The organism is Methanosarcina sp. UBA5 (assembly GCF_002505485.1).
Classification (GTDB): domain Archaea; phylum Halobacteriota; class Methanosarcinia; order Methanosarcinales; family Methanosarcinaceae; genus Methanosarcina.
Window position 1 is genome coordinate 25,268 of record NZ_DAVG01000112.1, and the last position, 14,658, is coordinate 39,925.

Below are 14,658 nucleotides of genomic sequence, written 5' to 3' on the forward strand. Positions count from 1 at the left end.
AGTTTAGCCCCATTTGCGTAACTTTTTGATGTTCTTGATCCGATTTTCGGGTTGTGAGAGCAGCAGGTTTCCCTGAATTTTAACGAATGTATCGGATCTGCGGCCTTTTTCTGAGAGCTCGGCAGGGATTCGGAAGAGAAATTCCGAATCCGCCTTTGGAATCTTCAGTTCCCGCGACCCTGAGTTTTCTACGATTAACAGATTTTTCGTCTCGTCGATAACCCGGCCGCGGATTCCTGTCAATGCTGGATTAGTGGAACGAATCACCTGAATTTCGAGCCCTATCAGTTCATGGTAGATAAGGGTCGAAGGTAGAATTTCCACTTTAGATTTCATTTAGCTCATGCTGAATTGTCTTTATCCGGGCAATGGTTCTCCTGATTTCTCCGATTCGTCCCGGATTTTCAGGTGCTCCGCCTGCGGAAGTAAGGGCACGTTCCCTGACCAGTTCACTGTTAAGGGTCTCGAGTTCGTCAGTCCTTTCATCAAGTGACATATCCCGGATTTCTCTGGTTCTGAGGATTGCCATTATTCCTTAGCCTCCTTGTGAACCCGTGCCATAGGATGCCAGTAGTCGTAACCTTCGTGCTTGTGCTGCCAGACTCCATTGACCTGTCTTCGCAGTTCGTCTGAGCCTTCGACCTGAATGACTTCAGCCTCTTCAAAGTCTTCTGCTACTTCAGCCTGGGGTTCTTCCTCGGCTTCTTCAGGCTCTGCTACTTCAGCTGCTTCTACTGGTTTTGCAGGTGATGCTGCAGGACGGGGTTTTGCCGCACTTTCCTTTTTAGGGGCTTCAGCTGGTTTTGCAGCCGGTTTTGCAGCCGGCTTTTCCACAGGCTTTTCAACCGGTTCAGTTACAAGCTCACTTGGTTCCCTAATTGTATATGAGTCAGGCAGGACAACGTCTGGCTGAATGATCCTGACTTTGCAGCCAAGGGTTCCGAGCTTTTTGACTGCTACTGCAAACCCTTCGTCTACTACTTCCTGTACAGGATTTCCGGAGTGCTTTATGTACCCGTCAATGAATTTTTCAACCCTTGACCTGGACCCTGTGAGTTTCCCTGAGATTACGACTTCACAACCAAGGGCGCCTGCATTCATGACTGCCCGAATTGTGTTGTGTCCAGCTTTTCTGAAATACCAGCCTCTCTCAATTGAAGCTGCAAGCCTTGATGCCATCATCTGAGCGTTAAGTTCAGGTTTTTTAACTTCCTGAGCATCAATCTGTGGGTTCTCGAGATTGTATTTGGTTGCAACGTCCCTGGTAAGTTTTCTAATGACCTTCCCGGCTTTTCCAATTACCATTCCAGGCTTTTCAGAATAGATAACAATCTGGGTGCCCATTGGGGTCCTGTTAAGCTCCATACCGCCGTATCCAGCTCTGTTAAGCTGCTCTGCGAAATACTCGTCCATGGAGGCTTTGACAAACCCGTCATTTACGAATTTTCTTTCTATTGCCATTTAGCGCACCTCGGAAAGAATCATCTCAATATTTACAGTGTCTGTGTCTTTGGGAGTAGCACGTCCTCTGGCTCTCGGCATAAACCCGTGAATTACCCTCCCGCGCTGAATTGCAGCATGAGTAATATACATGTTTGCAGGCTCAAGGCCCTTGTACTCGGCATTGCTTTCTGCATTCTTTAAGATCTTGAGGATCTCTTTTGAAGCATTAACAGGATATCTGCCTGCAGCCATTGGACCTTTTCGGTGTCCTGTTCCGTCGTGGTGCCTTTTGAAGGGAACTGCCTGTTTTAAAGCAATAACGTCTTCTAAAAACTTTCTTGCTTCAGCAACCTTCATGCCCTTAATTTTGCAGCAGACTTCACGGGACTTTTTAGGGGAAATATGGAGTTCAGCACCCATAGCCTTAGAGGTGGTCTCAGGGTCTCCCTTAACGGAATAATTAATTCTTGCCATTCCCTCTCACCTCATTTCAGCGGCACGAACCTGCTTGAACGGGTTGCTCCCACACCGGCACTGCCGTGTGAAACCTTTGGTCTTGTGGGTGCAAATTCTCCGAAGCGGTGCCCGATTGTTTCAGGCTGAAGTTCCACACTCACGAAGCTCTTCCCATTGTGGATTTCAATAGTCTGTCCGATCATTTCCGGGAGGATGATCATGTCTCTGTGATGAGTCCTGACCTTCTTTCCTTCCTTGAACTCGTGCAGAAGTTTTTTCTGCCCGTCGGTGAACCCGCGTTTGATGCTCCTGCGTTCTCTTGAAGGCAAGAGTTCTGCAAACTCTTCAAGACTCAATTCCTGAAGTTCTGAGATGGTTTTCCCGCGGTAGGTATACTCACCCTTTCTCTTTGGTAATCTTGATGATGATTTTTTAGCCATAACGAATACCCCTCATCAGCGCTTCATTCCGGTCCTTCTAGCTGCAATCAATCCGACCTTTCTTCCGGGCGGGGCGTTTCTGCTAACCGTTGTGGGCTTGCCCGGGTGCTTCCAAGCACCTCCACCGAATGGGTGGTCACGTGGATTCATGGCAACACCTGAAACCCTGGGATACTTTGCAGCTCTTGTTTTCATCTTATGGTACTTTTTCCCGGCTTTGAGCCATGGCCTGTCCACTCGACCTCCGCCTGCAACAATACCGACAACTGCTCTGCACTTCGGATTAAGCCATTTAATGTTACCTGAAGGCATTGCCACTGCAGTCCTGTTAGACTCATGGGTTACGACAGTTGCATATACACCGGAAGAGCGCACGAATTTGCCGCCGTCATTTGGTTTTGATTCGATGTTGCAAATAAAGAAACCTTCAGGCACATTTGCTATAGGAACTATATTTCCTGGCTTGACATCAGCATCGTCTCCACACTCGATTATGTTGCCTATTGCAACTCCTTCTGAGGCAAGTAGGAGAAGTTCTTCCCCGTTTTCGAAGGCAACTTTTGCAATCGGGGCTGAGCGAGCAGGGTCATGCTCAATACCAATGACCTTCCCCTGAATCGATGTGTTTTCATCAACACGAGGATGCTTCAGTTCTGCCTTGTACTTGTGAGAAGGAGCTCTGTAGGTTGGAGTACCTCTACCCCTGTTTTGTGATATGATTCTTTTACCCATACATCACACCTCACATAAGTCCTATCCGGGTTGCAATCTCATGAGCCGATTCAGGATCTTCGAATGTCAAGATTGCTTTTTTCGTGCCCTTCATTGTGGACATCGTCTGCACGGACTTTACTTTGAACCCGTACAGTTTTTCAACATCTTCTACGATCTGCTTTTTGTTTGACCTGGTATCAACGATAAACTGAAGCTTGTTTTCGTCAAGCAGCATCATCGCTTTTTCAGTAACAAATGGATAATTAATTGAACTCATTGGAATGCACCCTCCAGTTTCTCAACTGCGGATTCTGTCCAAATTGTAAGGCGTCCTGCGTGAGTGCCAGGTGCGAGCAGCTCAGTATTAAGTGAGTCCACTGTTGCAACGTCTACCCCTGAAAGGTTTCTTGCAGCCTTCAGGATAGGGGTATTTTCCCCTGCAACAATAAGGATACTCTTTTTGTGCTTGTATTTTCTGCCTCTGAGCTTTCCGCGGCCAGCCCTTATGTGTCTTCCGTATTTTGCCCTGAGCACGTCTTCGTAGACTCCTATAGCCTGCAGGAATTCTATTACCTGCTTTGTCTTATCCAGGTCTTCAAGAGCGTTTTCCGTAACAATCGGAAGCTCGGCTTCAAAGATATGGCCTCTCAGGCTTACGAGAGTCGGATCCCTGGTTGCTGCGATTGCAGAGCGGATTGCATAACGGCGTTCTTTGGTGTTGACTTTCTCGCTTCTGTCAGCTTCCGGTTTTGGTGGGTGGGCTCTTCTTCCACCTCTTGCGTGCGGAACTCTTGCAGCTCTGCTGCTGTTTACGAGCCTCGGAATATGGGATACGCCTCGCCCTGAACCCCAGCCTCTTGCGGAAGTTTCCATGCCTGCATAGAGACGGGGACCGTAGGGCTGAAGCCTGTTTGCCTGTGCCGCAAGTACTGCCTTTTTGATCAGGTCAGGACGGTAATCCGCATCAAACACGTCGGGAAGCTCAATCTCCCTGACAACCTTCCCTGTAAGGTCTATTGTTTTTGCTGTAGACATTTCACTTCACCCCTGCTTGGATTCCCTGCTTATGTGAAGGATATTCGGTTCGCCAAGGTCGGCTTTCTTTGCCCTAATTGGGTCTCTGAGTCTGATAAGCCTCTTGGAAGGTCCGGGAACGCTGCCTTTGATCAGCATGTAGTCCCCGCGGACAAGGCCGTAATTCATGAAACCACCATCAGGAGTGATTTCTTCCCCATCGGATCCAATCTTAAGGATGCGCTTGTTGAACTCGGTTCTCTGGTGGTATCCTGTCTGACCCATCTGCGGGACTCTCCAGTCGACGCGGCGAAGGCCGAAGCCACCAAGACTACCAATCTGCCTGAGGCTACCCTGCCTAGAATGCTTGCCTTTCATAAGCTGGATGCCCCAGCGCTTGACAGGGCCCTGAGTACCTTTCCCGATAGTAATCGCGGCTGTGTCAACAAGTATTCCGGTCTTGAAAACGTCGGTAACGCTCACAAGGGTGCCAAGGATTGACTTTGCGTACTCGAATTTGGTGTTGAGATCCCTGGCGCTAATTCCTGATTCCATGATATCTGGCGTCTTTTTGGGAACTCCGGTAAGGCTCTTTGGCAGAGTGTAAGTAACTGCTCTGATGTCGCTTACCTTTCCTTCTTCGATCATTTTTCCGATATTCCCGAGGGTTTCGGCCATGTTCCCGGCTGCGGGTACAGGGATTCTGCGTTTAAGTTCAGGATCTAGATCTGCTGCCCATACCTCAGCAATTGCCTTTTCTCCGGTGCTGTCTTCTGCGTAAGCCCGGATGGCTGCGACCCTGATTGCAGGAGTTTCGATGACAGTTACAGGTACGGAGATTTCCATACCCTGGGTAAGGCTGTTCTTTGTGTCATCAACCATGATCACGTGGGTCATGCCCACCTTGTACCCTGCAAAACTCTGTAGCTTTGGTTCGCCTGTAGCCTCCGGCCAGGACCTGAACCGTGGAATGTGGCTCTTTGCCCTCTTGCGCGGACTAAATGCGAGGGAACCTCGTTTTGGTCGGTGTATGCTTGCCATATTTCTACTCCGTAAATTTCAGTTGAAATGCCAGCCCCTCCGGTCGGCTCAACGTGAGTGGCAAAAGAAAAATGCACTGGATTCCCCGAACGCTACCAGGTGGGGGAGGGACGTCTTTCAGACCTGCCTGGCAGATATGCCTCGAGCAGACCAGAGCTCTATTGCTCCCGGTACCCTAATTCCTTCAGGCATCTGCAAATATCCGATCCTCTTCCCAGCTTGTCTAGCAGGAGCATACTCTTAAAGGATCGATTTTACGATCCTGGCAGACCCAAATCTAGGCATCCGGCCCTGATTTGAAACATTCGTAGCCTGATTTGAAACTTCAGTGTTCAGTAACCTGATTTTGAATTCAGTAACCTGATTTGAAACTTCATTATTCAGTGACTGCAACCGCGACTCATCGAAAACCTGAACAGTTTCGTGCGATTTTAGGCGCCTTCACGACGCCGAAAGCGGGCGTTTCAAAGCATTGGCCCTTTTACACTCATGTTGATCCGACTTTTCTCACTGGATTTATCTTCAATGCAGGAAAATCTTCCGTGAAGCACGGCAGAAAACCCTATCTCCCGGAAACTTCCAGGATGTTAGCATTTAAGCATCACATTGATCTGATTAGATAATTTCAAGCACTAAAATGCGTGAAACTTCCATCTCGCATGTACTTTGCCTTTACAAGGCACATCTAATATATAAAGCCTTTGCAGGGCAAGAAGAGAATTCAGAAAGAAGAATCCGTTACAGGTGAAAACAAAAATAAATAGATGAAAAAGTTTGAATTTATAATTGCCCAATGGATAATTGAAATATGGATTCACAGTTGAAAGAATACCAGCTCTACTATATAGATCAGCAAAAACTTACAGGCCGGATTAGAAATGCGTTATACAACCGCCTGTAAGTATTAGGTGTAAAACCTGTAATCAACCAGCATGAAAGTATAATATATAGGTGTTATATGCAGGCTTATAAATTATAAATTATATGACTTACGCGGTTGAAACGAGAAATCGATAGCTTTAAACCTTTAACCGTCTAAAACTCATATTTAGCTATAACGTCTATTGCACTTGTTTTTGTATATGAAGTGCGTAAGTCCTAAATTATAATAGATAGCACTTTACAGAAATACCTATGAAGTCGGATGGGATCTGTTAATTGAAGTCTGTTTTAGACTCTATGATTCTTGTTTTAGATTTCTAATTAATGTTTTGAATTTTGTCTAGATATTTTTATATTTAACTGGGGAAGGCAGTGAAAGATGCAGTAAACAACTTTCTCCTCCTTTTTTCAGAACGACAAATTCATTCCCACAATATCGAGCATGTCAACCCTCAACCTGTGGAAAGCTGGTTCTGGAAGTAAAACTTCTTATTTAACCGAGTTAAATCCAGAAGGAAAATATATGAAGAGAACTTGAACTAAAAAAGAAGGCTTTAAGTAATGAAAATTCGAAATAAGTAGATTCAGGATTCACAATTGTAATATTATTGCTGCGACGTCATTTAAGAAGAAAGAAATTTGAAAAATGAAAAGACTTTTACGGGATAGATTGTCTTAAAAAATATCTAAATGATTTTAAAAATTTTCTGAAATCTTTTTAATAAGAGATATCTACTTTAATAAATATACAGAATACTAAATCATGTTAAAATAAAATTTAAAATAGCGTATAAAGCGCATAAAAGGAATGTAAAACTCAAACTTAAGCAGAAAATGGAACATATGACTCAAACTTAAGCAGAGTAGAGGATAATTAAGGGGTGTAGTGATTGAAGAAAAAAACAGAAATTTATAATGAAATATATGGCAAGAAGTGGAGATTAATCTGTATTGCTCTGGTTCTTGTTTTTTCAATAATTTCGGTATCTGCCACAGGAGCAGAAAACAGCACCGATAGCCAGGCAAGCGACAGAATAGTACATGAGTCAAATATTGGAGTAAGTAACGAGACCGAGAATAACTGTTCGTATTGCATAGAAAGTAACGAAGAAAATTTGGAACAAAACGTAGGAGAAATCAAAAGTAAAGAAGATCAGAAAACTGTAACAGATAATACTGGATCAGAAACAGAAGAAAGCAAAGGCAAGGATACCCAAGAAACTGTAACAAATAAAACTGAGTTAAAAATAGAAGAAAGCAAGGAAAATCAAGAAAACACAACAGAAAAAGCTGGATCAAAAACAGAAGAAAGCAATGAAAATCAGAAAACTGTAACAGATAATACTGGATCAAAAACAGGAGAAAGCAAAAGCAATGAAGCCCAAGAAACTGTAACAGATAAAACTGAGTCAAAAATAGGAGAAAGCAAAAGCAATGAAACCCAGGAAAATGTAACAGATAAAACTGAGCCAAAGATAGAAGAAAGCGAGGATACCCAGGAAACCATAACAAATAAAACTGAGCCAAAGACAGAAGAAAGCAAAAGCAATGAAACCCAGGAAAATGTAACAGGTAACACAGAGCCACAAACAGGAACAGGAAAAAACACCGAGACTCAGGAAACAGTAGAAGACGATACTGAGTCACAAACAAATAAAGATACAGACAGCCAAGAAAATATCGAAGAAAGTGACTCGGACAGTTCAGAAAGCAATGTATCTAATCAGGAATTAAAAGTAAAGACAGTAAATAGAACAATCACCCAAAAAAGCGCCGGAGCGAAAATTGAATCAAAAACCGAAGTATCCAATGGATCAAAGAGTCTGAAAAGTGCAGGAGCGGAAACTGAAACAAAAATCAAAACCTGCAACAAAACCTGCAATATCACAAAAAGTATGAGAAATAAGGTAGTGAAACTCGAAATAAAAGTGTTCAACTTGACGACGAGTCTGGGAAGTCAGGAAGTAAAAACTAAAATAAAAGTATATAATTGGACAGACAGCCAAGGAAACGAATCGGCAATACCTGAAATAGGAGCAGAGGAAAATAGCTGGAACAATCTGCAATTGATACTGTCATATCCCTATTCCCTTCATTCGTTTTATACCGCAAACGAGAGCTTAAAGTTAAGCTATAATGGGCCTGAAGCTTTAGGACAGCAGAATGTAGATATATACCTTGTCAAGGAACGCAGCCCGAGTTCTCCGGAGAATGAGATTTCATATGATATGAATGAAAGCACGATTAACCTCGAAGATGTCTTAAACAGTAATACAAAATCTTATATCCAGATACCTGCGACTTTGAACAAAGACGGAGACCTTACTCCCCTGAAACTTGGCCCTCTTCCTGCTGGTAATTACTGTGTCCTTATTACCCTTGCAGGAAATGAAACCGAAAAGACTGAATCTGAAAAAGAGATCCTTTTAGCAAAACATGTTGAAGTTCTTGAATATGAAATGGAAGCTGTAGCTCCGTATACCGTAGAAGAAGGCGAAAACTTAAAAGTTAACCTGACCCTGAAGAATGCACCTACTGAGAAAAGTTATACTTACTGGGCTGTACTGATAAAGGATGATGCCTATACAGTATCTGAAGGCCAAAACCCAAGCGGGATGATCACCGGGATTAGACCTGTCGTTAATGGAGTTGACCTTATTAAGAGTTTGGAAACCAGTTTGATTGGGAATGAATCCGAAAACGGAAAAGATGAACTTAAGAACAAGATCCAGACTATGATAGGGGAAGATAATGGTACGATAAGTATAGGTGAGAAAGACCAGAGTAACCTTTCCCTGAAAAGCCTTGAACTCTCCCCAGGAGACTACCTCCTCATTACGGGCGCCTATGAAAATAAAGAAGACCTGGCAGGCATAGCACAGAAAGAGCTGAGAATATCCGCCAAAAATTCACAAGGATCAGGCTTGAAATCCAGCTCAGGAAATACCTTCGGTAGCGTCTCTTCGATGAAATTCAAAGCCTCTCCGCTTAGGGGAATTAAGTCCATTCTCGAAACTCCAAAAGCATTCATGTTCGAAGATATCAAACCACATATTAAGGCAAAAGAATTAACAGAAATCATAAGAAATCCTCCAAAAGTTCCCTCTTTCCTGTTAGGCTTTGCAGGAACTCTACTGATTGGGCTTGCGGTACTAAGGAAAAAGAAATAAAACCGATAAGATAAAACCAGAAAATCGAACTGAATAATTTTCATCCAATCTTATCAAAAATTGGAAAAACTGAAAAATTGAGAGAAGGGATGTAGAAAGCTACAGTTCCTTCTCTTTATAACTGGATGCAAAACCTGTATATAGGGTATATTTTACTGCAGACAGTGCGAATACTAAAAAGCAATATAAAATCCAGTTATATTATTTATTTTCAGGTCTGTCTTATACAATTTTTAATTTAGTGATTTCTCTTATAGTTGCTTCCTTAAACCTACAATTTTCTCTGCTAATTACCTCAAAAAGCTGCAATAATCTTGAATTTGAACAGTTCCAGTAATGACTTTAGTGATTTCTTCTGTAAACTTAGTAATCTCATTTCAGTAAATTTGATCTGAGTCTAAGTTTCTTAATCAGTATCAACCAATGTTTGTATCTCCAAAACTTTGTTTGGTTTATGGACTTATAGTCATTATGAACCATAAGGAGGAATACAAATAGGACAAAACGGAGAAGTTTTTTTACGAAAAACTCCTCTTGTGGTATATTCATAATCATTGATAAAACAATAAGAAAGGAATAAGAGAGAAGGAAGCTCCGAAAAGGTATTAAGAGTGAGATTTATAGTTACCATTGTTGTGCCGTAAAATCAGTAGATATATAGAATTACATATCTATGCACCGATACTACACGTAATTTTATCACTAGATTTTGGAACTGAGTTGTCTATCTAGGGTTTTTATAATTATTTTAGTTATAAAATACAGACTCTTTATAATAATTATTCAAATAAACAATACATTCTGGTAAAAACAATACCCAAATGGAGAGGTTAAAAAATTGTTTTCTGAAAAAATGGAATTAATAAAGCCCGTTTTTAAATATATCCAGAATCTTAAAAATAAAAAAAATTTGGTATTCCTGCTTTTGCTTTCTGTTTTTCTTTGCATGCTTGTCTCTCTTGGAGCAGCTTCCTCCAGTAGCTGGGAGATTACCCCCCAAAATCCTGTTGTTGGGGATGTAATGGAGATAAAAGGAACCGGTTTTACAGGAGAGAACACAGAAGTGATGGTAACTTTTGAAAAAGAAGTGCAGGTTGTTGACGGTAGCTACGAGTGCCTGCTTGAAGACGTAACAATCCCCTCTGGATTCGACAACAGATTTACCGTGCAGGCTGTAGGAGGCGATGACCTGAATGTGAGAGCAAAGGTACTCCTATGGATAACTAAAAGTTCAGAGGCAAAAAATGGCATTGCTGCTGTTTCCCAGAAAAATGTTCCTCCAGGAACATATGAGATCAAGATCGATGGAAAATCAAGTGCTTCGACTGTTAAACTCAAGATAACAGCTTCCCAAAAGGTGGAAGTAGATTCTGGAGGAAGCCTAAGCTACGAATATAATACTAAATCCATGCCATCAGGCAATTTTGAAGTAAAAATTGGAGGCAGTACAAAAAAAGTAGAACTACAGCCTGCAGAAAACGGGAACTCTGGAATAGTTTCCTCTAGGGAACAGAATTCGAATGAAGGTGATAAATCAGATGGAAATAGCTGGAACAATCTGAAATTCATACTCTCACATCCCTATTCCCTTCATTCGTTTTATACCGCAAACGAGAGTGTGAAGATAAGCTATGACGGGCCTGAAACTCTCGGAAAGCAGCGTGTGGATATATATCTTATCAAGGAACACAGCCCGAGTTTTCCTGAAAATACGACTTCAAATGGTACGAATGAGAGTGCGATTAGTCTAGAAAGTCTCCTCAATAACACAGAATCTTACATCCAGATACCTGCGACTTTGAACGAATATGGAGACTTATCTCCCCTGACACTTGGCCCTCTTCCTGCTGGCAATTACTGGGCCCTTATTACCCTTGCAGGAAACGAGACAGAAAAGACTGGATCTGAGAAAAAGATCCTTTTATCTAAGTATTTTGAAGTTCTCGAACACGAAATGGAAGCTGTAGCTCCGTATACCGTAGAAGAAGGCGAAAATTTTGAAGTCAATATGAGACTGAAAAATGCGACTGCTCAGAGGAATTATACGTACTGGGCAGTATTGATTAAAGATAGTGCCTATAAAGCATCTGAAGGCACGAACCCAAGCGGGATAACCACCGGGATTAGACCTGTCGTTAATGGAGTTGACCTTATTAAGAGTTTGGAAACCAGTTTGATTGGGAATGAATCCGAAAACGGAAAAGATGAACTTAAGAACAAGATCCAGACTATGATAGGGGAAGATAATGGTACGATAAGTATAGGTGAGAAAAACCAGAGTAACCTTTCCCTGAAAAGCCTTGAACTCTCCCCAGGAGACTACCTCCTCATTACGGGCGCCTATGAGAATAAGGAAGGCCTGGCAGGTATGGCACAGAAAGAGCTGAGAATAACCGCCAAAAGTTCACAAGGATTGGGCTTGGAATCCAGCTTAGGAAATACTTTCGGTAGCATATCTTCAATGAAGAACAGAGCCTCTCAATTTATGGGAATCAAGTCCATTCTCGAAACTCCAAAAGCATTCATGTTCGAAAATATCAAGCAGATATTCAAGCAAAGGAATTAACAGAAATCATAAGAAATCCTCAAAAACCCCTCATTCCTCCTAGGCTTTGCAGGAACCTTACTGATCGAGATTGCGGTATTGAGGAGATGAAATAAAACCAATAGGACAAACCCAGAAAACCGAGCTGAATAATTTTAGCCCAATTTCATCAAAAATTGGATAACTTAAATAGAGTGAGGGAAGGGATGTAAAAAACTACAATCCTTTCTCCTCATGGCTGGATGAAAAACCTGTATACAAAGATATATTTTACGTCAGGCAATATAGAAACCAAAAAGCAAAATATATAAACTAGTTTTATCATTTGTTTTTATATCTGTCTAGAATTTTTATAATTAGTCCAGGTATAAAACGCAGGCCCTTAATAACAACAACTCCAATGGACAATAGCCTTTCTAGTCAAGAAATTACCAAGAGGAGAGGTTAGAGAAATTGTTTTCTGAAAAAATTGAGATAGTAATGCCAGCTTCTACATTCATCAAAAATCCGAAGAATAAGGAAAGTTTGACATTCTTGTTTTTGCTTTCTGTTTTCCTGTTCCTGATTCTTTCTCCCGGAGCAGGTGCCTCAAGCAGCTGGGAACTTACCCCCCAAAATCCTGCCGTTGGGGATATAATTGAGATAAAAGGAACCGGTTTTGATGGAGATACTGCGAAAGCACTGGTATCCTTTGAAAAAGAGGTTAAGGTTCAGGACGGAGAATACGAGTACTTCCTTGAAAACGTAATAATTCCCTCTGGTCTCGACAACAGGTTTACCGTGCAGGCTGTAGGGGCTGATGACTTGAATGTGAGAGTAAAGATGCTTCTGTGGATAACTAAAAGTGCAGAGGCAAAAGATGGCACTGCTACTGTTTCCCAGACAAATGTCCCTCCAGGAACATATAAGATCAGGATTGAAGGGAAGGCAAGTGGTTCTAAGGTCAAAATCAAGATAACAGCCATGCAAGAGATAGAGGTTGATTCAGAAGGAAGTCTCAGCTATAAGTATAATACTACGTCTATACCGGTAGGCGATTTTGAAGTAAAAGTAGGGGACATTACAAAGCATATAGAACTACAGCCTGCAGAAAGCCTTCCTTCGGAAACAATTTCTTCGGAACAGAATTCAAGTGAGGGAAAAGTCGGGGAAATAATCGCGAGAATAAAAGAAGAAATAGCTAATGGAAAAAACATTTCCAATGAAGAAAAGAAATTTTCCGAGGGTTTCCTGGACCTGAAATCGCAGAAGATATGGATAGCAGGAATCTTAGCCGGATTAATATTATTCCTGGTTTATTTAAGGAGAAGAAAGTAATAAAAAAGTACTATAGGATTTTAAATAAAAATTTTTTCGGAATTCTTTGGAGAGAGTTTCGATAAACTATAAATACATATTAATAGTAGACGTTTCTTGTAGAGAAAATATATGAATGTGAATTAATTAAATAAAAAGACAAATTTTTTAAAAGAGAAATTCGCGGATGAAAGCTTAATAATTAATGAAGTAGATAATAAACAAAATTAAAAAATATATAGCAAAAGTCCGGGATAAAACAATAAATATTAATTTAGGGGTGTAACGATTGAAGAAAAAAATAGGAACAAATGGAATACATACCAGAAAGTTCAAATTAACACTTGCGATTTTGATATGTATTTTCGCGCTTATTTCAATATCTGCCGCTCTTTCCGAAAAAGGTGAAAAAGGGCTCTGGGTTGCATCTATCGAGAAAAACGGGGATAGCGTCCTTTTTGCAGACCATGATGACAGCCAGACTGAAGGCGGATGGATTCAACTCAGCGGAGGAAAAGAAATCCAGCTTCCACAACCTCTTAGTTTTAGCTATTGTGGGACAAATTGCCTGGAGAGGGCAGGAACCACAGTTAAACTAAACCCAGAAGAGCCAAACACAAGACCAGATTCAGACAAAGAGAAAAATACTGAACTGGAATTTACGTACCCATATTCCACGCATCCATTTTATACTGAAAACCAGAAAGTGACAATGGACTATAATGGTCCTTCAGCATTTAAAAAACAGGAAGTGGATATTTATCTTGTCAAGGGTCTTGGTGTGGGTTCCATCGAAGAAGCCATTGATCTCGCGAATAACAAAACCATAAGCCTGGAAAAAGTTTTTAGCGAAGGTACGAATTCTTACACCAAAACACGCGCAACTCTGGACAAAAAAGGAGACCTGACTAAACCTCTTACCTTTGACTCTCTTGAACCAGGGAGTTACGGCATCCTTATAACACTTGCAGACGACAAAGACAAAAAGGATAAAGCCGAAAAGGAAAAATACGGTATGGAAAAGAAAGTTCTCTCAGCAACTTGCTTTGAAGTAGTTAACTATGAACTGAAAACGGATGCAGTCGATACTCTTGACGAAGGTGACAACCTTGATGTTAAGATGTGTCTGAAAGACGCACCTGCCAATGGAGAATTTACATACGGTGCCCTGCTAATAAATAAAGAGGCCTATAAAGCTGAAATAAACGTCAGCAGCAACGGAACAAGAGCCGGGACCGACGTTTTCGTTAACGATATCGACCTCAGGGACCTAGGCATTAACTCCACAAACTATGAATCCAAGTTAAGCAAAAGTGAACTTTCAAACGAGATCCAGACTTTTATTGGACAAGGCAATGGTACGATAAGCATAGGCGAGAAGAAACAGGACACCCTTTCCCTGACAACCTTCGACCTCCTGCCAGGAGACTACCTCCTCTTTACAGGCGCCTATGAACCTGGCAAAGGCCTTGTGGGCATAGACCAGAAAGAACTGACAATATGCACAAAAGGAACCTCGCCGATATAATCGGATCAGGGCTTGGAAGCAAACAGAGATCCCGGATTCAGAAAACAGATTTTGAGCCGACCTGATCAGCGTCGGGAATAAAAGGTTAAAACAAAAAGATTAAAACTCTAAAAACAGCAAGACAGAAAA

Annotated in this window: 13 protein-coding genes and 1 pseudogene; 4 read left to right on the plus strand and 10 right to left on the minus strand. The window is 41.7% G+C overall.

Annotated features, from left to right (window positions below):
* Positions 1–3: 3 nt before the first annotated feature.
* From rnp1 to rpl3p, 9 genes are read right to left on the minus strand one after another with little or no spacing between them, the layout of a single operon-like run.
* Positions 4–336: a ribonuclease P protein component 1 gene (gene rnp1, locus BP621_RS13250; RefSeq protein ID WP_292390738.1), complete on the minus strand. Its 333-nt coding sequence runs from the start codon at positions 334–336 to the stop codon at positions 4–6.
* Positions 326–529: a 50S ribosomal protein L29 gene (rpmC, locus tag BP621_RS13255; RefSeq protein ID WP_292390739.1), complete on the minus strand. Its 204-nt coding sequence runs from the start codon at positions 527–529 to the stop codon at positions 326–328. The genes rnp1 and rpmC overlap by 11 nt, the downstream gene beginning before the upstream one ends.
* Positions 529–1,461 carry a 30S ribosomal protein S3 gene (locus BP621_RS13260; protein WP_292390741.1) on the minus strand — a complete coding sequence of 311 codons (933 nt, stop codon included), beginning with the start codon at positions 1,459–1,461 and terminating at the stop codon, positions 529–531. Before BP621_RS13260 ends, rpmC begins: the two co-directional genes overlap by 1 nt.
* Positions 1,462–1,917, minus strand: a complete 456-nt coding sequence (locus BP621_RS13265) for a 50S ribosomal protein L22 (protein WP_292390742.1) — start codon at positions 1,915–1,917, stop codon at positions 1,462–1,464.
* 11 nt (positions 1,918–1,928) lie between these two features.
* Positions 1,929–2,339, minus strand: coding sequence for a 30S ribosomal protein S19 (locus tag BP621_RS13270; RefSeq protein WP_292390744.1), 411 nt, complete (start codon positions 2,337–2,339; stop codon positions 1,929–1,931).
* Positions 2,340–2,354: 15 nt separating this feature from the next.
* Complete coding sequence (locus BP621_RS13275) at positions 2,355–3,071, minus strand: 50S ribosomal protein L2 (protein WP_292390746.1); 717 nt, start codon at positions 3,069–3,071, stop codon at positions 2,355–2,357.
* Positions 3,072–3,081: 10 nt separating this feature from the next.
* On the minus strand, positions 3,082–3,330 hold the full coding sequence (locus tag BP621_RS13280; protein ID WP_292390747.1) for a 50S ribosomal protein L23: 249 nt from the start codon (positions 3,328–3,330) through the stop codon (positions 3,082–3,084).
* A complete protein-coding gene (gene rpl4p / locus BP621_RS13285; protein ID WP_292390749.1) occupies positions 3,327–4,088 on the minus strand; it encodes a 50S ribosomal protein L4 in 762 nt (253 codons plus the stop codon). Before rpl4p ends, BP621_RS13280 begins: the two co-directional genes overlap by 4 nt.
* 6 nt (positions 4,089–4,094) lie before the next feature.
* A complete protein-coding gene (gene rpl3p, locus BP621_RS13290; RefSeq protein WP_292390751.1) occupies positions 4,095–5,108 on the minus strand; it encodes a 50S ribosomal protein L3 in 1,014 nt (337 codons plus the stop codon).
* Positions 5,109–6,880: 1,772 nt separating this feature from the next.
* On the opposite strand from rpl3p, the gene BP621_RS13295 reads away from it, so the two are divergent.
* Positions 6,881–9,160 carry a TIGR04279 domain-containing protein gene (locus tag BP621_RS13295; protein ID WP_292390752.1) on the plus strand — a complete coding sequence of 760 codons (2,280 nt, stop codon included), beginning with the start codon at positions 6,881–6,883 and terminating at the stop codon, positions 9,158–9,160.
* A 419-nt stretch (positions 9,161–9,579) separates the two neighbouring features.
* On the opposite strand, the pseudogene BP621_RS13300 reads toward BP621_RS13295, so the two are convergent.
* Positions 9,580–9,791: pseudogene (locus BP621_RS13300) on the minus strand (ISNCY family transposase); the annotation flags it as partial.
* A 294-nt stretch (positions 9,792–10,085) separates the two neighbouring features.
* Between BP621_RS13300 and BP621_RS13305 the strand changes: the two are divergent.
* From BP621_RS13305 to BP621_RS13315, 3 genes are all read left to right on the plus strand, one after another.
* The gene (locus tag BP621_RS13305; RefSeq protein ID WP_292390755.1) at positions 10,086–11,726 is read left to right on the plus strand and encodes a TIGR04279 domain-containing protein; all 1,641 of its coding nucleotides are present in this window, start codon (positions 10,086–10,088) and stop codon (positions 11,724–11,726) included.
* Positions 11,727–12,158: 432 nt separating this feature from the next.
* The gene (locus BP621_RS13310; protein ID WP_292390758.1) at positions 12,159–13,022 is read left to right on the plus strand and encodes a hypothetical protein; all 864 of its coding nucleotides are present in this window, start codon (positions 12,159–12,161) and stop codon (positions 13,020–13,022) included.
* A 268-nt stretch (positions 13,023–13,290) separates the two neighbouring features.
* Positions 13,291–14,529 (plus strand): TIGR04279 domain-containing protein, encoded by a 1,239-nt coding sequence (locus BP621_RS13315; protein WP_292390760.1) that lies wholly within the window; start codon positions 13,291–13,293, stop codon positions 14,527–14,529.
* Positions 14,530–14,658: the final 129 nt, after the last annotated feature.